This window comes from Pseudonocardia bannensis, from assembly GCF_012911875.1.
Taxonomy (GTDB): Bacteria; Actinomycetota; Actinomycetes; order Mycobacteriales; family Pseudonocardiaceae; genus Pseudonocardia; species Pseudonocardia bannensis.
This window is the reverse complement of the sequence record NZ_JAAXKZ010000083.1, coordinates 1-20,391: the sequence shown is the minus strand read 5'-3', so window position 1 is coordinate 20,391 and position 20,391 is coordinate 1. Positions and strand designations below refer to the sequence as shown.

Annotated in this window: 18 protein-coding genes; 14 read left to right on the top strand and 4 right to left on the bottom strand. The window is 72.9% G+C overall.

Features of this window, described 5'->3' with window-relative positions; translation table 11 throughout:
• Positions 1-9: 9 nt before the first annotated feature.
• Genes HF519_RS20040 through HF519_RS20020 form a run of 5 tightly spaced genes read left to right on the top strand, consistent with a single transcriptional unit; the run spans position 10 to position 5,352 of the window.
• Positions 10-1,110 carry an S-methyl thiohydantoin desulfurase family protein gene (locus HF519_RS20040; protein ID WP_169414513.1) on the top strand — a complete coding sequence of 367 codons (1,101 nt, stop codon included), beginning with the start codon at positions 10-12 and terminating at the stop codon, positions 1,108-1,110.
• Between the two features lie 22 nt (positions 1,111-1,132).
• Complete coding sequence (gene gcvT, locus HF519_RS20035; protein ID WP_438826418.1) at positions 1,133-2,275, top strand: glycine cleavage system aminomethyltransferase GcvT; 1,143 nt, start codon at positions 1,133-1,135, stop codon at positions 2,273-2,275.
• 4 nt (positions 2,276-2,279) lie between these two features.
• Complete coding sequence (gene gcvH, locus HF519_RS20030) at positions 2,280-2,675, top strand: glycine cleavage system protein GcvH (RefSeq protein ID WP_169414512.1); 396 nt, start codon at positions 2,280-2,282, stop codon at positions 2,673-2,675.
• Positions 2,672-3,976 carry a serine hydroxymethyltransferase gene (glyA, locus tag HF519_RS20025; RefSeq protein WP_169414511.1) on the top strand — a complete coding sequence of 435 codons (1,305 nt, stop codon included), beginning with the start codon at positions 2,672-2,674 and terminating at the stop codon, positions 3,974-3,976. Before gcvH ends, glyA begins: the two co-directional genes overlap by 4 nt.
• Positions 3,976-5,352 carry an L-serine ammonia-lyase gene (locus HF519_RS20020; protein ID WP_169414518.1) on the top strand — a complete coding sequence of 459 codons (1,377 nt, stop codon included), beginning with the start codon at positions 3,976-3,978 and terminating at the stop codon, positions 5,350-5,352. Before glyA ends, HF519_RS20020 begins: the two co-directional genes overlap by 1 nt.
• 14 nt (positions 5,353-5,366) lie before the next feature.
• Here the strand turns inward: HF519_RS20020 and HF519_RS20015 are convergent, their stop codons facing one another.
• The gene (locus HF519_RS20015) at positions 5,367-6,857 is read right to left on the bottom strand and encodes a PucR family transcriptional regulator (protein ID WP_211170299.1); all 1,491 of its coding nucleotides are present in this window, start codon (positions 6,855-6,857) and stop codon (positions 5,367-5,369) included.
• Between the two features lie 84 nt (positions 6,858-6,941).
• Between HF519_RS20015 and HF519_RS20010 the strand changes: the two genes are divergently transcribed.
• The 9 genes from HF519_RS20010 (at position 6,942) to HF519_RS19970 (ending at position 18,039) form a co-directional block, all read left to right on the top strand.
• On the top strand, positions 6,942-8,039 hold the full coding sequence (locus tag HF519_RS20010; RefSeq protein WP_169414509.1) for an S-methyl thiohydantoin desulfurase family protein: 1,098 nt from the start codon (positions 6,942-6,944) through the stop codon (positions 8,037-8,039).
• Entirely contained in the window at positions 8,026-9,588 is a 1,563-nt protein-coding gene (locus HF519_RS20005) for a hydantoinase/oxoprolinase N-terminal domain-containing protein (protein ID WP_169414508.1), read from the top strand. Before HF519_RS20010 ends, HF519_RS20005 begins: the two co-directional genes overlap by 14 nt.
• The gene (locus HF519_RS20000; RefSeq protein WP_169414507.1) at positions 9,585-11,888 is read left to right on the top strand and encodes a xanthine dehydrogenase family protein molybdopterin-binding subunit; all 2,304 of its coding nucleotides are present in this window, start codon (positions 9,585-9,587) and stop codon (positions 11,886-11,888) included. Before HF519_RS20005 ends, HF519_RS20000 begins: the two co-directional genes overlap by 4 nt.
• Positions 11,885-12,799, top strand: a complete 915-nt coding sequence (locus HF519_RS19995; protein ID WP_169414506.1) for an FAD binding domain-containing protein — start codon at positions 11,885-11,887, stop codon at positions 12,797-12,799. Before HF519_RS20000 ends, HF519_RS19995 begins: the two co-directional genes overlap by 4 nt.
• Positions 12,796-13,284, top strand: coding sequence for a (2Fe-2S)-binding protein (locus tag HF519_RS19990; RefSeq protein WP_169414505.1), 489 nt, complete (start codon positions 12,796-12,798; stop codon positions 13,282-13,284). Before HF519_RS19995 ends, HF519_RS19990 begins: the two co-directional genes overlap by 4 nt.
• Before the next feature lie 538 nt (positions 13,285-13,822).
• The gene (locus HF519_RS19985) at positions 13,823-14,704 is read left to right on the top strand and encodes an FAD binding domain-containing protein (RefSeq protein ID WP_169414504.1); all 882 of its coding nucleotides are present in this window, start codon (positions 13,823-13,825) and stop codon (positions 14,702-14,704) included.
• Between the two features lie 27 nt (positions 14,705-14,731).
• The gene (locus HF519_RS19980) at positions 14,732-15,238 is read left to right on the top strand and encodes a (2Fe-2S)-binding protein (protein WP_169414503.1); all 507 of its coding nucleotides are present in this window, start codon (positions 14,732-14,734) and stop codon (positions 15,236-15,238) included.
• A 44-nt stretch (positions 15,239-15,282) separates the two neighbouring features.
• The gene (locus tag HF519_RS19975; protein WP_169414502.1) at positions 15,283-17,667 is read left to right on the top strand and encodes a xanthine dehydrogenase family protein molybdopterin-binding subunit; all 2,385 of its coding nucleotides are present in this window, start codon (positions 15,283-15,285) and stop codon (positions 17,665-17,667) included.
• A gap of 183 nt (positions 17,668-17,850) precedes the next feature.
• Positions 17,851-18,039, top strand: a complete 189-nt coding sequence (locus HF519_RS19970; protein WP_169414501.1) for a transposase — start codon at positions 17,851-17,853, stop codon at positions 18,037-18,039.
• 560 nt (positions 18,040-18,599) lie between these two features.
• Here HF519_RS19970 and HF519_RS19965 read toward each other — a convergent pair.
• The 3 genes from HF519_RS19965 to HF519_RS19955 all read right to left on the bottom strand — a co-directional run bounded on the left by HF519_RS19965 (position 18,600) and on the right by HF519_RS19955 (position 20,055).
• The gene (locus HF519_RS19965) at positions 18,600-18,860 is read right to left on the bottom strand and encodes a Txe/YoeB family addiction module toxin (protein ID WP_169414500.1); all 261 of its coding nucleotides are present in this window, start codon (positions 18,858-18,860) and stop codon (positions 18,600-18,602) included.
• Positions 18,857-19,120: a type II toxin-antitoxin system Phd/YefM family antitoxin gene (locus HF519_RS19960; RefSeq protein ID WP_169414517.1), complete on the bottom strand. Its 264-nt coding sequence runs from the start codon at positions 19,118-19,120 to the stop codon at positions 18,857-18,859. Before HF519_RS19960 ends, HF519_RS19965 begins: the two co-directional genes overlap by 4 nt.
• A gap of 134 nt (positions 19,121-19,254) precedes the next feature.
• Positions 19,255-20,055, bottom strand: coding sequence for a hypothetical protein (locus tag HF519_RS19955; protein WP_169414499.1), 801 nt, complete (start codon positions 20,053-20,055; stop codon positions 19,255-19,257).
• Positions 20,056-20,391: the final 336 nt, after the last annotated feature.

Sequence of the window (20,391 nt, the reverse complement as noted above, 5' to 3'; positions counted from 1 at the left end):
GAGAACCCCATGGCCATCACCCTCCAGCTCGATGATCTGCCCGACCTGGCGCGCGGCGCCGCGCTGCTCGGCACGGGCGGCGGCGGCGATCCCTACATCGGCCTGCTGCTCGTCTCCGCCGAGCTCGAGCGGGGCCGGACCATCACGCTGATCGACCCGGACGAGGTCGACGACGACGCGCTCGTCGTGGCCAGCGCCTTCATGGGTGCCCCGACGGTGGTCATCGAGAAGATCCCGGGCGGCGACGAGCCGGTGATCGCGCTGCGCCGCCTCGAACAGCACCTCGGCCGCGCCGCCGACGCCATCATCCCGATGGAGTGCGGTGGCCTGAACTCGATGGTGCCGCTGCTCGTCGCGGCCCGCACCGGGCTGCCGGTGGTCGACGGCGACGGGATGGGGCGTGCCTTTCCCGAACTCCAGATGGAGACGTTCGGGGTGTACGGCGTGTCCGGCTCGCCGATCGCGATCTGCAACGAACGCAAGCACGTCACCGTGATCGACACCGGCCCGGACAACCACAGCATGGAGTGGTACGCGCGCGGGACCACCATCCGTATGGGCGGGGTCTCCTACATCGCCGAGTACCCGATGACCGGGGCGCAGGTCAAGCGCACCGCCATCCCGCGGACCATGTCGCTCGCGCTGCGCCTGGGCCGGGTGATCCGGGAAGCGCGCGAGCAGCACCGCGATCCCTTCGAGGCCCTGACCGAGTGCCTGTCCGACACCATCTACCAGCACGGCCGGGTCCTGCTGGAGGGCAAGGTGGTCGATGTCGAGCGGCGCAGCGCGGACGGTTTCGTGCGCGGCACCGCTCGCATCTCCACCTTCGACGGTTCCCGCACCGTCGAGCTGACCTTCCAGAACGAGCACCTCGTGGCCCGCGACGGGAAGCGCCTGCTGGCCATCGTCCCCGACCTGATCTCGGTGCTCGACGCCGAGTCGGCCGCGCCGATCACCACCGAGGCCCTGCGCTACGGCCAGCGGGTACGGATCTTCGCCATCTCCACCCCGCCGATCATGCGGACGCCGGAGGCCCTGGAGGTGTTCGGTCCGCGCGCCTTCGGGTTGGACGAGGACTGGACACCGGTCGAAGAGCTGTCCACCGTCTGATCTGCAGGAAGGACCGTCCACCGTGACGACCATCGAGGCGCAGCGCACCCCGCTGCACGCCGAGCACGAGGCGCTCGGCGCGACATTCACCGACTTCGCGGGCTGGCGGATGCCGCTGCGATACAGCGGTGATCTCGCCGAGCACCACGCGGTGCGCACCGCCGCCGGCCTGTTCGACCTGAGCCACATGGGCGAGATCAGGGTGGTCGGGCCGGGCGCGGCGGACGCGTTGGACCGGGCCCTGGTCGGCGACGCATCCGGGATCGGCGTCGGCCGGGCCCGCTACACGATGATCTGCGCGGCCGATGGCGGGATCATGGACGATCTGATCGTCTACCGGCTCGCCGAGCAGGAGTACCTGGTGGTGGCCAACGCGGCCAACGCACCGCTCGTCACCACCGAGCTGACCGAACGGGCCGCCGGCCGCCGCGCCGAGGTGATCGACGCCGCGGCGGAGTACGCCCTGATCGCCGTGCAGGGCCCGGCCGCCGCGGCCACGCTCGCGCCGCTGTGCGCGGCCGACCTGCCGGCGCTGCGCTACTACGCGAGCCAGGCCACGACCGTGGCCGGCCGGCCGGTCCTGCTGGCCCGCACCGGTTACACCGGCGAGGAGGGCTTCGAGCTGTTCGTCGCGCCCGATGACGCGCCGTCGCTGTGGACGGTGCTGCTCGAGGCGGGCGCCGCGCACGGCCTGGTGCCCACCGGGCTCGCCTGCCGGGACACGTTGCGGCTGGAGGCCGGCATGCCGCTGCACGGCCACGAGCTGAGCGCTGCGGTCACCCCGTTCCATGCCGGGCTCGGGCGCGTCGTGCGGTTCGACAAGCCGGACGACTTCGTCGGCCGCGCCGCGCTGTCCGCGGTCTCCGTCTCCGGCCCCGGGCAGGTGCTCGTGGGGCTGGTCGGCGAGTCCCGCCGCGCACCCCGGCACGGCTACCCCGTGCTCGACCCGGAGACCGGCGCGACGCTCGGCACGATCACCAGCGGGGCCCCCAGCCCCACGCTGGGCCATCCGATCGCGATGGCCTACGTCCTCCCCGACCACGCCACCCCCGGCACCCGCCTGGCCGTGGACATCCGCGGCCGGCACGAGCCGGTCACGGTCGCCGAGCTCCCCTTCTACCGGCGTCCGTCCTCCTCCTCCCCCGCGACCGCGAAGGCTGGCTGATCCGATGAGCATTCCCGACGGGCTGCGCTACTCCACCGACCACGAGTGGCTGGCGATCGCCGAGGACGAGACCTCTCCCGCGACGGTGGGCGTCACCGCGTTCGCCGCCGATGCGTTGGGCGACGTCGTGTTCGTCGAACTGCCCGAGGTCGGCGCGTCGCTCACCGCGGGCGAGACCTGCGGCGAGATCGAGTCGACCAAGTCGGTCAGCGATCTCGTCGCTCCGGTCACCGGCGAGGTCGTCGAACGCAACGAGGCCCTCGCCGAGACCCCGGAGCTGATCAACTCCGATCCGTACGACAAGGGCTGGCTGCTGCGGGTGCGGATCACCTCGCTGCCCCCGGACCTGCTCGACGCCGAGGCCTACCGCGCGCTGACCGACACCGGAGCCGGGTCGTGAGCTTGCTGCACGGCCCGCTGTCCGAGGTCGACCCCGAGGTCGCCGACGCGGTCGAGGCGGAGCTGCGCCGCCAGCAGGACACCCTGGAGATGATCGCCTCGGAGAACACCGCGCCGGTCGCGGTGCTGCAGGCCCAGGGATCGGTGCTGACGAACAAGTACGCCGAGGGCTACCCGGGCCGGCGCTACTACGGCGGCTGCGAGCACGTCGACCGGACCGAGCAGCTGGCCGTCGACCGCGCGCTGGACCTCTTCGGCGCCGAGCACGCCAACGTGCAACCGCACTCCGGCGCGCAGGCCAACGCGGCGGTTCTGGCCGCGCTGCTCTCTCCCGGCGACGTCATCCTGGGGCTCGACCTCGCGCACGGCGGCCACCTGACCCACGGCATGCGGCTGAACTTCTCCGGCAAGCTCTACCACGCGCTCCCCTACCACGTGCGCGCCGCCGACCACCTCGTCGACATGGCGGAGGTCGCCCGGCTCGCCCGGGAACACCGCCCGGCGATGATCATCGCGGGCTGGTCGGCCTATCCGCGGCACCTGGACTTCCCGGCGTTCCGGCGCATCGCCGACGAGGTCGGGGCGCTGCTCATGGTGGACATGGCGCACTTCGCCGGCCTGGTCGCCGCCGGGCTGCACCCCTCGCCGGTGCCCCACGCCGACGTGGTCACGACGACCACGCACAAGACCCTCGGCGGGCCCCGCGGGGGGATCATCCTGAGCCGCCAGGCCCTGGCCAAGAAGATCGACTCAGCGGTGTTCCCCGGCCAGCAGGGCGGGCCGCTGCAGCATGTCATCGCGGCGAAGGCGGTGGCGCTCAAGCTCGCCGCGTCCGCGGAGTTCCGCCGCCGCCAGCAGTGCACGGTCGACGGTGCCCGGATCCTGGCCCGGCGGCTGCTCCAGCCCGACGCGGTCCGTTCCGGAATCAGGGTGCTCACCGGCGGCACCGACGTCCACCTGGTCCTCGTCGACCTGCGCGAGTCGGCGCTCGACGGACGCCAGGCCGAGGACCGGCTGCACTCGATCGGGATCACCCTCAACCGCAACGCGGTGCCCTTCGATCCGCGGCCGCCGATGGTCACCTCCGGGCTGCGGATCGGCACGCCGGCCCTCGCCACCCGCGGCTTCACCGAACCGGACTTCACCGAGGTCGCCGACATCATCGCGGCCGCCCTGGCCCCCGGCTACGACGCGGTTGTGGCGGAGCGACTCGGTCGGCGGGTGGCGGCGCTGGCCGCGGCCCACCCGGTCTACCCGGCCGGCAGCCAGTGGCAGCTGGCCGGAACACCCGGCGGGCCGTGATGGCCGTCAGCGCGTTCGACCTGTTCAGCATCGGCATCGGACCGTCGAGCTCGCACACCGTGGGGCCGATGAAGGCGGCCCGGATGTTCGTCGAGCGCCTGGCCGAGGAGGGTCTGCTGGGCGCGACAGCCGCCGTGCGCACCGAGCTGTTCGGGTCGCTGGGGGCGACCGGGCACGGCCACGGCAGCGCCAAGGCCGTGCTGCTGGGCCTGACCGGCGCCCGCCCCGACACCGTGGACGTCGACACCGCCGACGCGCAGGTCGAACACATCCGCCGGACCCGGCGGGTGCCGCTGCTGGGCCACCACGAGATCGACTTCGACGAGCGGCGGGACCTGGTGCTGCACCGCCGGCGCTCGCTGCCCGGCCATCCCAACGGGATGCGGCTGGCCGCCCACGACGTCGCGGGCGGCGAGTTGCTCGCCCGCACCTACTACTCGGTGGGCGGCGGCTTCGTCCGCGAGGACCTCGGCGGCGGGGACGCCGGGGGGATCGTCGCCGACGACACGCCGGTGCGCTTTCCGTACCGCAGCGCCACCGAGCTGCTCGCCCACTGCACCGCCAGCGGGCTGCCCATCAGCGGGGTGATGCTGGCCAACGAGCTGTCCTGGCGCAGCGAGGACCAGGTGCGCGCGGGCCTGCTGCGGATCTGGCAGGCCATGCAGGACTGCGTGCGCCGGGGTTGCGAGCGCGAGGGCGTGCTGCCCGGCGGGTTGAAGGTCCGCCGCCGGGCCCCCGGCCTGTACCGCACGCTGCAGGCGGACGCGGGCTCCGAGGACCCGTTGAAGGTGATGGACTGGCTCAGCCTCTACGCGCTGGCGGTCAACGAGGAGAACGCGTCGGGCGGGCGGGTCGTGACCGCGCCGACCAACGGCGCCGCCGGCATCGTCCCGGCGGTGCTGCACCACTACCACCGCACCGTGCCCGGCGCCGACGACGACGGGGTGGTCCGCTTCCTGCTCACCGCGGCCGCGATCGGGGTCATCTACAAGGAGTGCGCGTCCATCTCCGGCGCCGAGGTGGGCTGCCAGGGCGAGGTCGGCAGCGCCTGCTCGATGGCCGCCGGCGCCCTGTGCGAGGTACTCGGCGGCAGCCCCCAGCAGGTGGAGAACGCCGCCGAGATCGGCATGGAACACCACCTCGGGCTGACCTGCGACCCCGTCGGCGGGCTCGTGCAGATCCCCTGCATCGAGCGCAACGCGATGGCCGCGGTGCGCGCCATCCACGCCGCCCGCCTCGCCCTGCACGGCGACGGCGTCCACATCGTCAGCCTGGACAACGTGATCGCGACGATGCGGGAGACCGGCGCCGACATGAAGGTCAAGTACAAGGAGACCTCCCGCGGCGGCCTCGCGGTCAACATCATCGAGTGCTGATGGCCCGGCTCGGCTCAGACGAGGCCGCGGGCCCGGCACGCCAGCTGGAGCAGCAGCCAGTCGTCCGGGTTGTCGGGGTCGACGTCCAGCTCGGTGAAGATCCGCTCGACCCGGTAGGCCACCGAGTTGCGGTGCAGGTGCAGCTCGGCGGCGGCCCGGGACAGCGAGCCGTGGTTGTCCAGGTAGGCCTGCAGCGTCCGGATGGCCTCGGCGGCCTTGGTCGGGCCCATCTTGTCCAGGGGCGCGAGCACCGTGTCGACGGTGTTGCGCGCGGTCTGCGAGGCATACCACTCCACCAGCGTGCGCCGCAGCCCCAGCCCGTCGAACGCGGTCGCGGTGTTCGCGCGGCCCCGCGCCCGTACCGCGGTCGCCGCCGCCCTGGCCTCGGCCGCCGAGTTGATCAACCCGGTCGGGCCGCCGTGCGCCGAGCCCACACCGCAGAACAGCACCGCCCCCGACAGCGTGCCGATCGCCTGGTCCAGCGCCCGCTGCAGCACCCGGGTCGCGTCGGCCGCCGCGGTGGAGCCGGGATCACTGCGATACATCTGGACCAGCAGCAGCGCGCGTTCGGCGCGGGCGAGGTGCCAGGTGCCGGAGCTGCGCACCGCGTCCAGCGCGACGCGCCCCAGTTCCTCGCGCGCGGCGAAGGCGGCCACCTCGTCGCTCCACAGCGGCCCCTCGTCGCCGAACTCGATGCGCGCCACGAGGTGCCAGCCGTCGATCGGCAGGCCCATCGACCGGGCCCGGCGCAGCAGCTCCGAACGTCCCCGGGAGGAGCTGTCCAGCAGCTCGGAGAGCAGCTCGGCACGGGATCGGATCGGCAGCTCACGGGCCCGGCGTTCGGCGAGCGCGGCCAGTGCGAGCGTGGTGGCCAGCAGCCGCCCGATCAGCGCCAGCTCCGGCCGGGTGCGGGCCGACGGATCGCGGACGACGATCCAGCGCTGGGCGTCCTCGTCCAGCCCGACCGGGAACGCGATCTCCCCATCGGGCTCGTCGAGCAGATCGATGTCGGCGGCCGCGGTCTGGGCGACCTCGGCGACCAGCGCCTCCGGATCGGCGGAGCGCCGCAGCGTCACGTGCTCGAATGCCACGACCGCCCGCCGGAGGGCCAGCTCGGCGGAGCCCCGCAGCGCGGTGTCGAGGGCGCAGACCAGATCGGCCAGATTGACCGGTTCGGTGGGGCGCAGGATCACCACCCCGAATCGCTCGGCTGTGTCGATCGAGGTGGAGGTCGGCGGCCGGGCGGCCTCCTCGCCGAGGACCAGGGCCACCACGCCGCGGGCCGCGGCGAGCCGCAGCGCCACGTCGAACTGGTAACTGTCGACGGCCGCGCACACGTGGGCACCGAGCACCGCCACGGTGCGCGGGGGCGCCGCCCTCAGGTCGAGCAGGTCCTCGGCCACGAAGACCTGGTCGACGGGCTGATCGGCGGGGGTGCCGGCGAGGCACTCGAGCCGCAACCCCGGTGCGTGCACCACATCGGCGATCGTTGGCAAATTCGACATCCCATCGGCAGAAGTGCCGATAGGTTGGCAATCTTTGTGCACGATGTACAGGTCCGGGGGAAAATCCGGTGTTACGTTCCCGCCGTGCAGCTGGATGCGGACAACATCGAGGCCTACGCCCTCGGCTGCGCGATCCTCAGCGCCGGCGGTGGGGGCGACCCCGCCATCGGGCTGGTGGCGGCCCGGCACACGATCGCCGCCCACGGCCCGGTCACGGTCGTCGAGGCCGCCGACCTCGATCCGGACGCGCTGGTGATGCCCTGTGGTCTCATCGGTTCGCCCACCGTCGCCCAGGAGCGGATCTGGAGCGGCGCCGAGGGCGCCCAGCTGGCCGGCTCGGTCGCCGGGCTGCGCGGCACCCCGGTCGACGTGTTGATGTGCTACGAGATCGCCGGCGCCAACGGGCTGCTCCCGGTGCTCTGGGCGGCCCGGCTCGGCACCCCGTTGCTCGATGCCGACGGGATGGGCCGGGCATTCCCGGAGATGCAGCAACAGGCCATGCACGTCGCCGGGGTCCCGGCCAGCCCCGTGGTGCTCACCGACGGCCGGGGCAACGTGATCGTGGTGGAGGCGGCCGACAATCTGGCCGCCGAGCGGCTGGCCCGCGGTTGCGCCGCCTCGTTCGGGGGTGTCTGCGCCGGTGCCCTCTACGTGATGGCGGGCCGGGTCGCCGCCACCGCGACCATCACCGGCTCGGTGTCCACGGCGGCGCGGCTGGGCGCGGCGATGCGCGAGCGCAGCAGCGCCTGGCCCGCCGCGCTCGCCGGCGAGACCGGCGGGCGGGTGCTGATCGAGGGCCGGATCACCGAGATCCAGCGGCACAGCGGTGCCGGGTTCACCCGTGGGCACGCCGTCGTCGACGGGTCGGGCGGGGGCCGGCGCCGCCGGCTGCGACTCGAACTGCAGAACGAGGTGCTGGCCGCCCTCGAGGACGGCGAGGTGGTCGCCACGGTCCCCGACGTCATCGCGGTGCTGGGGCTGGTCGACGGCCGTCCGGTGGGCACCGAACGGTTGCAGTACGGCCAGCGGGTGGGAGTCGTCGCCCTACCCGCACCCGAGGTGTGGCGTTCCGAGCAGGGCCTGCGGGTGGTCGGGCCCCACGCCTTCGGCTACGAGCTGGACTACGTCGACCCCGCCGCCGACGCCCGGCACGGCATCGAGGCCACCGATGCCGGCCGCTGAGAGCCTGCGGCTGGGCATCGACGTGGGCCACACCAACACCGACGCCGTGGTGGTCGACCCCGCCGGCACGCTGATCGCCCGGACCAAGGTCCCGACCTCCGATGATCTCGACGTCTCGGTCGAGACCGCGATCGCCGGGCTGCTCGAGGAGCCGACGGTCGATCCCGCGCTCATCGGCTGCGTGACGCTGGGCGCGGCGCGGACCACCGACGTGATCCGCACCGGGGCCGGGCTGCGCCGGGTCGCGGTGCTGCGCATCGGCGGCCCGCTCACCTTCGCCGTCCCGCCGCTGGTCACCTGGCCCGAGGCGCTGCGGGCCGCGGTGGCCGCCGGCAGCCGCATCGTCGAGGGCGGCTGCGAGTTCAACGGCGAACGGATCGCCCCGCTCGACGAGGCCGCCATCGCCGCCTTCGCCACCGCAGTGGCCCCGGACGCCGAGGCGATCGCCATCACCGCGGTCTTCTCCCCGGTCGACCCGGCCGACGAGCGGCGCGCCGCCGCGATCCTGCGCCACGAGCTGGGCGAGATCCCGATCTCGATGAGCCACGAGATCGGGTCGATGGGCCTGCTGGAACGAGAGAACGCGACCGTCCTCAACGCCGCGCTCTCCGGCGACGCCACCGGCACCGCGGCGGCGCTGCACGCGGCGATACGCCGTCACGACCTGGACGCCGAGTGCTACCTCGGCCAGAACGACGGCACCCAGATGGCGCTGGCCTACGCGACCCGGTTCCCGGTGCTCGCCATCGGCAGCGGCCCGGCCAACAGCATGCGCGGCGGCGCCCACAGCAGCGGGGTCACCGACGCGATCGTCGCCGACATCGGCGGCTCCAGCACCGTCGTGGGCCGGCTCGTCAACGGGTTCCCGTGCGAATCGCTCACCCCCTACACGATGAGCGGGGTGGTGACCAACTTCCGGTTGCCCGACGTGGTCGAGGTGCCGATCGGCGGCGGCCCCATGCACGACGCGCTGTGCTGCGGCGGCTCCACCCCCACCCTCACCGATGCGGCGGTGACCGCCGGGCGCACCACGTTCGGTTCCCATCCGGTGCCCGGGAACTGGGGCAAGCGGCTGAGCCGGATGCTGACCGAGGCCGACCGGCTGCTCGCCGAGGCCGTCGACCGCGTCGGCCTCGGCGCCGACGACCTGCCGCTGGTGGTGGTCGGCGGCGCGGGCGGCATCGCGCCCGACCGGCTCGCCGGCGTCGCCGAGGTCATCCGCCCGCCGCACTTCGACGTGGCCAACGCGCTCGGCGCCGCGATCGCACCGGTCAGCGGATACGCCGAGCGGATCTGCGCCGGACGCCCCGACCTGCTCCGGGCCGCGATCGACAAGCTCACCACCGACGCCTTCAGCCGCGCGATCCAGGCCGGTGCCGACCCCGACCGGGTGCAGGTCTCCGGCATCGAGGAGGTTCCGCTGGCCTACCTGCGCGATCCCGCGGTCCGGATCAAGGTCCGGGCCACGGGCCCACCCGTGACCGCCCCGGCACGGGCAGCCGCGGCTCTGTCGAGCATCCACCGAACAGGACGGAGGACCCGGTCATGACGGGGACGACATCGGTGCTGGGCCAGCGGTTCGTCCGCCGGGACGGGCCGGAGAAGGTCACCGGCGAGGCCCGCTACACCGCCGATCTGGCCTTCACCGGCCTGCTGCACGCCAAGTTCGTCTACGCCGGGCGCGCACACGCCCGGATCGTCGCGATCGACACCACGGAGGCCGCCCGGATGCCGGGCGTGCACGCCGTCCTCACCCAGGCCGACGCGCCGCTGGTGCGGTACGGGATGTTCGTCAAGGACCGCACCCTGTTCGCGCACGAGGTGGTCCGGTTCGAGGCCGAGATCGTCGCGGCCGTGGCGGCCGACACCCCGGAGCGCGCGGCCGCGGCCGCGGCGGCGGTCCGGGTGGAGTACGAGGATCTGCCCGCCGTGCTCGACGTCGACGCCGCCCTCAGCCCGGCCGCGCCCGTGCTGCACCCGGACTGGCTCGACTACCGGACCCAGGACGGCGTGCTGCGGGCGCCGAACGACTGCGGCCACATGACCTCGGTGAAGGGCGATGTCGACGCCGGTTTCGCCGAGGCGGAGCTGCAGTTGACCGAAACCTATTGCAGCGACATGGCCCACGCGGTGCCGATCGAGCCGCACGCCGTCGTCGCCCAATGGCAGGGCGAGAAGGTCACGATCTGGACCACCAGCCAGGTGCCGTTCCCGGCCCGTGCCGGGGTCGCGGAAACCCTGCAGATCCCGCAGAGCAACGTCCGGATCGTCGTCCCGCACCTGGGCGGCGGTTTCGGCGGGAAGTGCGACTTCCACTTCGAGGCGCACGTGGCCCTGCTCGCCCGGGCGACCCGGCGACCGGTGCGCCTGGTGTTCAGCCGGCGCGAGGAGTTCCTGGCGACCGACAAGGTGCGGCACGCGGCCCGGATCGAGTTGACCACCGGGGTGAAACGGGACGGCACCATCACCGCACGCCGGGCCCGGCTGCTGCTCGACTCCGGCGCCTACTGCGGCGATGCGCTGTTCGCCACCGAGATCGGGCTGATGATGGTGGCCGGCCCGTACCGGGTCCCGAACCTCTACGCCGAGGTCCACACCGTCTACACCAACCGCACCCCGGCCGGCAGCGTCCGCGCACCCGGCGGTCCGCAGACCTGCTGGGCGGTCGAGCAGCACACCGACGAACTGGCCCGGCTGGTGGGCCTCGACCCGCTGGAGTTCCGCCGCCGCAACCTGGTCCGCGCCGGCGACACCGGACAGACCGGGCAGCGGTTCGTCAGTTCGAGCGCGCAGCGGTGCCTGGACCGCGCCGCGGAGCTGGCCGGCTGGCCGGGCACCGACCTCGCCGAGGGCGAGGCGCTCGGCGTGGCCGTCGGGTGGTGGTTCAGCCTGTCGGTGCCCTCCGGCGCCTACCTCAAGCTCAACCCCGACGGCACCGGCACGATCATCACCGGGGCCCAGGAGAACGGCAGCGGCTCGGTGATGGGGCTGGCGCTGCTGGCCGCCGAGGAGCTCGGCATGCGCCCCGAGGCGTTCTCCATCCTCTACCAGGACACCGATGCCGGGCCGTTCGACATCGGCAGCGCGGGCAGCCAGACGACGTTCAACAACGGCCGCGCCGTGATGGAGGCCGCCCGCGAGGTCCGCGAGAAGCTGCTCGCGCTGGCCGCCGAACGGCTGGAGATCCACCAGCGCGACCTGGAACTGGTCGACGGTTCGGTGCGGGTCAAGGGCGCACCGACCCGATCGATCCCGCTGGCCGAGATCGCGGCGGGAGCGCAGCTGATCGGCAGCGGCTCGGGCACCCCGCCCCCGCTGCCCGAGCACGACCTGACCGGCTGCGGGGGGCGGCTCGGCTACTCGGCGTTCGCCGCCCCGTCCTTCTTCTGCCACATCGCGCGGGTGCGTGTCGACCGCGAGACCGGGGTGGTGTCGGTGCCCGAGGTGGTCGCCGTGCACGAGTTCGGCCGGGTGCTGAATCCGCTCGGCGCGCAGGGCCAGGTCGAGGGCGGGGTCATCCAGTCCGTGGGGATGGCGCTGCTGGAGGGCAGCCAGTACGACGGTGGCCACCAGCTCAACCCCGGGCTGCTGGGCTACAAGCTGGTCACCGCCCCGGACGCACCGACGGTCACGGTGGACTTCCTGGACGATGCGGTGGACCAGGGCGGCCCGCACGGGGCGAAGGCCGTCGGCGAGCCGCCGGTGGTGGGCACGCCGGCGGCGATCGGCAACGCCATCGCCGCCGCCACCGGGACCCGGGTCCGAGCGTTGCCGATGAACGCCGAGCGGGTGTGGACGGCGCTGCACCGGCCCTCCGCCGGGGCCGTGACCGCCGGGGGTGAGGCATGAGCCGCTACTTCGCGCCCGGGAACGCGGCGGAGGCGGCGGAGCTGCTCCGCACGACACCCGGTGCCCGGGTCGTCGCCGGCGGGACCGATCTCGTGGTGGCCGCGCGCGGCGGGAAGCATCCGCTGCCCGAGGTGCTGGTCGCCCTCCATCGGGTGCCGGAACTGGCGCGCGTCCGGGAGACCGAGGCCGGGATCATCCTCGGGGCGCTGACCACGCACACCTGGGTGGAGCGTTCCGGGCTCGTCCGGTCCCGGTGGTCGGCGCTGGCCGACGCCGCAGCCATGATCGGCTCCCCCGCCACCCGCAGCACCGGCACCATCGGCGGGAATCTGATGAACGCCTCGCCCGCGATGGACCTCGGCTCGCCGCTGCTGGTGCTGGACGCCACGGTCGAGCTGCGTCGCACGGGCGGTACCCGCGCGCTCACGGTGGCGGAGCTGCTCGCCGGGCCCGGCCGGACGACGGCCGCCCCCGACGAGCTGCTCAGCTCGGTGCGGATCCCCGCGCCGGTGCCGGGGACGGGGAGTGCCTACATCCGGCTGGAGCACCGGCGGGCCATGGAGATCGCGATCGTCGGGGCGGCGGCGGCGCTTCGGTTCGACTCCCGGGGCGAGATCGTGGCCGCCCGGCTCGCGCTCACCGCCGCCGCGCCCGTGTGCCTGCGGGTGCCGGCGGCGGAGGCCGGCCTGCTGGGACGCCGGCTCGACGCCGAGGCCCTGGCCGCCGCGGGCCGGGCCGCCGTCGCGGCCGTGCGCCCCATCAGCGATGTCCGGGCCAGCGCGGACTACCGGCGGGCGATGACGGCGGTCGTGGTCGCCAGGGCGCTCACCCTTGCCGCCCGTCGCGCCGCCGCCGGCTCGTCCGTCCCGGGCCCCGACCATCCGCCCACCGCGACCGGGAGTGTGCAATGAGGTACCCCCTGAACGTCACGGTCAACGGCCTGCGGGCGTCGGCCGACGTCGAGCCGCACCGTTCGCTGCTGTCGGTGCTGCGCGAGGAGATCGGGCTCACCGGGCCCAAGGAGGGCTGCGACGACTCGGAGTGCGGGGCCTGCATGGTGCTGCTCGACGGGGAGCCGGTGAACGCCTGCTCCTACCTCGCCCTGCAGACCGACGGCCGGGCGGTCACCACGGTCGAGGGGGTGGCGCCGGCCGACGGGCTGCATCCGATCCAGCGCGAGCTGCTGGCCGCCGGCGGGGTGCAGTGCGGCTTCTGCACCCCCGGGATCGTGATGTCGGCCAAAGCGCTGCTCGACCGCAACCCGGACTGCGACGAGGACGACGTCCGGCACGCCCTGGCCGGCAACCTGTGTCGCTGCACCGGCTACCAGAAGATCATCGCGGCGGTGCTGCGCGCCGCGCGGCAACCCGAGCACGGCCCGGCCGACCGGCCGTGACCCCGCGGTGGGCTCCGGTGCGACCCCGGGCCCGCCGCCGGACCCGCCCCGCTTGACCCGGGTGGCGGCCGCACGGCTGCGGCCGCCGCCCCGGGACGACGGGAACGAAGCCCCGCCGCGGCGCCGTCCGCGCACGGCGCCCTCCTGGCTGCGCCGCCGGGGGAGGTGCGCCCGTGCGCGCAGTCCTACAGTCCTGCCCGGACCGGGGACGCGCCGGCCCGTGGCCGGCTCGTGCTGCTGTCGCCGGGCCGGTGGCGCCGGGCGGCGCACCGCCGAGGCCGGCCCGTGCCCGGCCGGGACACCCACCGAGCGGGTCCGCGAAACCGCGATGCAGCTCACTGTTGACATTGGAAATTCGCTGTGCAGATCCGACAACTTGGGCCTGTTATTCGGCTGATCTCCCGAAGATGCGTTCCTGATCGAGAAATACGCTCGCAGAGATCGACGCGCCCGACCCGGTGAGCACGGTCTCGGCATGACAAGCGGCTTCCCGGGCCCTTTCCGCCTGCAGCGCTCTCTCCCAGGGAGTCCACCACCGATGAAACCACCCCCGTTCACCCATCACGCCTGCCGCAGTGTCGAGGAGGCCCTCGGGCTGCTCGACGCCGACCCCGACGGTTCGAAGGTCATCTCCGGCGGCCAGAGCCTGGTCCCGATGATGAACCTGCGCCTGGCCAGCCCGGCCCACCTGGTGGACCTCAACCCGATCCCGGGGCTGAACGGCATCGACGTCGGGCGGGGCACGCTGACCCTCGGGGCCACCGCCCGCCAGCACGCCGTCGAGCGCTCCGCGGACGTCACGGCGGCGGCGCCCCTTCTCACCGCGGCCCTCGCCCACGTCGGGCATCCCCAGATCCGCAACCGGGGCACCGTCGTGGGCAGCATCTGCCACGCCGACCCGGCCGCGGAGATGCCGGCGGTGTTCCTCACCCTGGGCGGCGAGGTCACCGCGCAGAGCGCGGCCGGCACCCGGAGCATCGCCGCCGAGGACTTCTTCGACTCCTACCTCACCACCGCGCTGGAGCCCAACGAGATCGCCACCGCGGTCACCTTCAACACCCCGAACGGGTCCTCCGGCTGGCACTTCGAGGAAGTCACCCGCCGGCACGGCGACTTCGCGATCATCGGCGTGGTGGCGTTGCTGACGCTCGCCGACGGCCGCATCTCCGACGCCCGGCTCACCATCTTCGGCGGCGCGGCGACGCCCGTGCGCCTGCCCGCCGTCGAGCAGTTGCTGGTCGGCGTCGCCGCGGGCGACGTGGACGCAGATCTGCTGGCCCAGGCGGCCCGCGAGGCGTCCGCCGCGCTGCGCCCCGGCGACGACATCCACGCCAGCGGGGACTACCGCCGACACGTGGCGGGCGTGCTGACCGCCCGAGGCATCCGCACCTCACTCGAGCGCGCGTCCGCCCGCGCCTGAGCCGCGTCCACCCGAAGGAGACATTCGATGGCGACGAACCCGAAGCAAGTGGTCACCCTGACGGTCAACGGCGAGGCGCACGAGGTGCTGATCGAAGGCCGGCGCACGCTCGCCGACGTGCTGCGCGAGAACGTGGGGCTGACCGGTACCAAGCTCGGTTGCGAACACGGTGTCTGTGGCGCCTGCACCGTCCTGCTCGACGGCAGCGCCGTCCGCTCCTGCCTGATCTTCGCGGTGCAGGCCGAGGGCGCCGAGATCGCGACGGTGGAGGGCCTCGCCGAGGACGGCAAGCTCGACCACGTCCAGCAGGCGTTCACCGACAACCACGGCCTGCAGTGCGGGTTCTGCACCGCGGGCATGTTGATGTCGGTGCATGCGCTGCTCGCCGAGAACCCCGATCCGACCGAGGACGAGATCCGCGTCGGGCTCAACGGCAACCTCTGCCGGTGCACCGGTTATCAGAACATCGTCAAGTCCACCGCGGCCGCGGCGGCCGCGGGGAAGGCGGCGAGGTCGAGTGCGCAGGCTTCCTGATCCCCAGTCCACCGTCGCCCCGTCGCAGGTGAAGGGCCAGTGCCATGTCTGAGACGATCATCGAGAGCCACCTCGCGATCCGCAAGGACAAGTGGATCGGTAAGCCGACCAAGCGCGTCGAGGATCCCCGCTACCTCACCGGGACCGCGCGCTACGTGGCCGACCTGGAGCTGCCGCGGATGCTGCACGCGGTCTACGTCCGCTCTCCGCACCCGCACGCCCGCATCCTGTCCGTCGACACCTCCGTGCTGCCCGGTCTGGGCAAGTCGGTGTGGGTGTTCACCGGCCAGGACCTGCGCGACGTCCCGCCGTTGATCGACCACGTGGCGCTGGACAACCTCCTGCGGACGCCGCAGAACGTCATCGCGATCGACAAGGTCCGGTTCGTCGGCGACGCCGTCGCGGTCGTCGTGGCCGGGGACCGCTACGCCGCGGAGGACGCCGCCGAGCAGCTCAGCGCCGCGGTCGAGTACGAGGTGCTGCCGCCGGTGCCCAGCGTCGAGGCCGCGAACGCCCCGGGCGCCGCGTTGCTGTTCGACGACCTGGGCACCAACGAGATCTACCGGCAGACCGAGAAGCACGGCGACACCGAGAAGGCCTTCGCCGCGGCCGATCGGGTGTTCACCACCAGGTTCCACCACAACCGCTACGGCGCCGCCCCGATGGAGACCCGGGGGGTGCTGGCCAACTACGAGCGCTCCGAGCAGCAGCTGACGGTGTGGTCCTCGACCCAGATGCCGCACTTCCTGCGCTCGGTCATCGCCGGCCAGCTGGGCCTGCCCGAGCACCGGGTGCGGGTGATCGCCCCCGAGGTCGGCGGCGGCTTCGGGCAGAAGATGTGCACCTCGCCCGAGGAGATCGCGATCCCGTTCATCGCGCTGCAGCTCGGCCGGCCGGTGAAGTGGATCGAGGACCGCCACGAGCACCTGCTGGCCGCGACGCAGGCCAAGGAGGAGTTCATCAACCTCGAGGTGGCCGTCTCCAACGAGGGCAAGCTGCTCGGTGTCCGCGGCGAGTTCATCGGCGACGGCGGCGGTTACTCGTTCAACACCGAGAGCGCCCTGATCGAGCCCGCGCTGGCCGCGAAGTCCTTCCCCGGCCCCTACCGGATCGAGGCCTTCGACGAGGAGGTCGCGGCGTCGCTGACCAACAAGAGCCCCGTCGCGGCCTACCGCGGGGTGGGCTGGACCGCCGCGAACACGGTGCGCGAGATCATGATCGACGAGATCGCGCGCGAGCTGGGCATCGATCCCGTGGAGATCCGGCGCCGCAACATGCTGCGCTCCGACGAGCTGCCCTACCGCTCGGTCACCGGCCAGCTCTACGACAGCGGCAGCTATCTCGAGTCGCTCGAGCTGGCCATGAAGACGGTGGACTACGACGCGTTCCGCACGATGCAGGAGCGGCTGCGCGAGCAGGGCCGCTACCTCGGTCTCGGGATCAGTTCCTATGTGGAGCAGACCGCGTGGGGCAGCGACTCCTCCGCCCAGGCCGGGACCCCGCTGCCGTCCCACGACAACTCCACGGTGACCGTCGACCCGAGCGGCACGGTGACGGTGGCGGTCAGCACCTCCTGCCACGGCCAGGGCCACGAGACCTCCTACGCCCAGATCGCGGCCGACGGTCTCGGGGTCGACATGGCCGACGTCAAGGTGGTCTTCGGCGACACCCTGACCTCGCCGTACGGCCTCGGCACGTATGCGAGCCGCAGCGCGGTGATCGGCGGGGCGACCGTCGCCCGGGCCTCGGCGGACGTCCGCGAGCAGATCCTCAAGGTCGCCGCCAACATGCTCGAGGCCAACCCCGACGACCTCGTCATCGAGGACGGGACGATCTCGGTGGCCGGCACCCCGTCGGTGTCGAAGACCCTCGCCGAGGTGGCCTACGCGGCCTACTGGGACTCCGAGGTTCGCTCCGACGAGCCGATGCTCACCTCGACCCGGTTCTACGACCCGCCCGCGACCTACGCCAACGGCTGCGTCGTGGTGCTCGCCGAGGTGGACGCGGACACCGGCGTCGTCACCCTCGACCGAATCGTCGCGATCGAGGACTGCGGCACCGTGATCAATCCGATGATCGTCGAGGCGCAGGTACAGGGAGCCATCGTCCAGGGCATCGGCGGCGCGCTGTTCGAGCAGTTCGTCTACGGCGACGACGGGCAGCCGCTGACCACGACCTACATGGACTATCTGATCCCCACCTCGACCGACGTTCCGCCGATCGAGGTGCTCAGCCTGGAGTCGCCCTCACCGTTCAGCATCGGCGGCATCAAGGGCATGGGCGAGGGCGGGCAGATCGCCGCCCCGGCGGCGGTCGCCAACGCCGTGGCCGACGCCCTCGCTCCGTTCGGGGCGCGGGTCCGGAAGCTGCCGCTGGCCCCGGACTACGTGCTGCGGCTGATGGGCAAGATCGGTTCGCCGAACGGCTGAGCCCGGGGGTCGCGAGCTGCCGTTCCGTGACCGGCAGCTCGCGGCCTTGTCCTCACCCGCCGTCCACCCGAAGGTCCGCTTTGACCTCGGCAGGTCGATGGAACCAGCCTGGGTGGTGTGTCCCGCGTTCTCCGGAGTCGGGTAGCTGGGATCTTGGCCGCCCGTTCCCTCGAGGAGGCTGTGGTGGGCAGGCGTGGGTATCCGCCGGAGTTCCGGCGCAAGGTGCTGGGCCTGGTGGCGGCCGGTAGGCCGGTGGTCGAGGTGGTGCGGGATCTCGGGATCAGCGCGCAGTCGATCTACACGTGGGCGCGGCAGGACCGCATCGACAAGGGCTTGGAGCCGGGCCTGGCAGTGTGGAGAAGGCGGAGCTGACCGCGGCGAAGCGGCGGATCGCCGAGTCGGAGACCGAGCTGGCGATCCACCGCCGGGCCAGTGAGCTGCTCGGGAAGGTGGTGCCCCAGAAGGCGGTTCGCGGCGATCGCCGTGATGGCCGACGAAGGACTGCCGGTCAAGGTCGCGACCCGGGTGCTGGCGGTGTCGGAGTCGGGCTACTACGAGTACCGCGGCCGCGGGTCTGCGCCGGCCCGATCAGCGCAGCGGAGGCGCACGTGTCCGCACGGCCATCGTCCAGATCCTGCAGCGGTACCGCTGATTCTCGGCCGACGATCTCGGGACAGAGACCACGGCCTTTACGGGATCGTTCAGCTGGACTGCGACCCGCAGGGATCGGGTACTCGTCGCAGCCGTCCTGGCTTCACTTCCGCGACGGGCTGCCTGCGCATCGCCATGCGCCGGACTTCGTTGCCCGCCTCGGGAATGGCACTGCTGTCGTGACCGACTGCCGCCCACAGCACCGGATCCGCGCCCGCGACGCCGTAGCGTTCGAGGTGGACACGTTGTCCGTTGGCCTGGATGCGATGCGGCGTAGTGCGTCAGTCCCCGTAGTGGTAGCGGCACGCAGCGACCCGGATCTCGTCGTCGACAATCTTGTAGATGAGTCGATGCTCGTCGGTGATGCGCCGCGACCAGTAGCCCTGGAAACCATACTTGAGGGGTTCGGGCTTGCCGATGCCTTCGTTGCCGTTGCGCGCGACGTCCTGGAGCAGCGTGTTGATTCGCTTGAGGACCTTACGGTCCTGGGTCTGCCACCACAGGTAGTCGGCCCAGGCGTTCTCGTCCCAGACGAACTTCACTCGCCGGCGGGATCGAGGAGCTCACGGGGAGCGCCTGCACCGTGCTCGAGGCGGTCGATCGCGCCTAGCAGTCGCCGGGCATTCTCGGGGCTGCGCAGCAGGTAGGCAGTCTCCTTGAGTGATTCGTAGTCATCGAGCGCGACCATGACAACCGGGTCGTGGCCTGCCCGGGTGATCACCACTTCCTCGCGGTCATCGATCACGGAGTTGAGGGTCTCGGCGTAGTGCGCGCGGGACTCCGAGTACGTCAGCATCTTCATGTCCACCTCCTACGTACAAGAAACTGTACGCCCGGCTCTTGGGTTCTGCAAAGGCCTCGATCCTGGCGGCACGCCGCACTTACGCCGGCCTCGCGAGGCTCGTGCGTGATCCGGGAGACCAGCCGCCGTGGTCGTCACACCGCCCCGGCGTACCGGGCGCGCAGCGCCTCCACCTCGCGCAGCGCGGTGTGCAGCCGGTGCCGCGGATCCAGCGCCAGGACCGCCGGGTGCGTGCGGAGTTCGGCGGCGACCAGTCCGGCCACGGCCAGGGTGGCCGGGCTGAGCGCGTCGCTGGCGTAGTCGGCGGCCAGCTCGTCGAGCCAGTCCCCCGCCCCCGGTCCGGCGCCCGGCAGCTGACCATCGGTGGCGGCGCGCGAATGGTGACCGTCGGGGGCGGCGGGGAGGTCGGTGTCGGGGAGGTCGGTGTCGAGGAGGCGGTGGGCCTGCGCCAGCAGCCCGGCGAGCACCGCGCGCACGGTGTCGCGGTGGTGGTCGATCCACCCCTGGCGGGCGTCGCGGTTGCGGGCCTCGCGGCGGGCGGTGCGGGTGAGTTGTTCGTCCGGGCGGTCGTACTCGAGGAGCGCGTCGAGGCGGTCCAGGCGGTCCTGCACGCCCTGGCGGGTGGTGATCCCGAGCGGGGCGCCGAGCTCGGCCAGCGACAGCCCCAGCTGGCGGCCCTGGCGCAGCAGCCGGCGCTCGCGGCGGCGGTCCTCCCACCAGCACCACGTCATCAGCACCAGGGCGTCGGCGTGGTCGGCGGCGGCCACCCAGCGCGGCACCCCGGCCGGGCCGCGGTTGAGCGCGTAGGCGATCACGTCGCGGGGCTCGGTGCCCAGCTCTGAGCTGCGGACATCGTCGATGCGGGCGTGCCGGCGGGCGATCCGGGCGATCGCGGCGTCGCGTTCGGCGGCGGTGATCCGCGGCGGGGTGGCCACGCCGTCAGTATTTCACAGACGCTGAATAGGGCATGAAACCGGGCATATCGATGCCGGGTGTGTCGCGGGCCCGGACCCGGCCGGGGAACGGGCCAGGGCCCGATAATGTTCACTTATCGGGCCCCAGAAACCGGGCCTTCGGGCCCCTCCCCTGGCGGGGACGGCCGGCGCGGGCGCTGTCATAACGCCGGCCAGGCGCCGGGTAGGGCACCATCCACCCGCCGGATGGTTCCGGCGGTCTGCGATGGTGGCGCCGACGATGCCCACCGGGGCGGCCCCAGGAGCGCCGCGGGCTCGGCCGGGCCGGCCGGTGAGCACCGCGCCGGCGCCCCACCC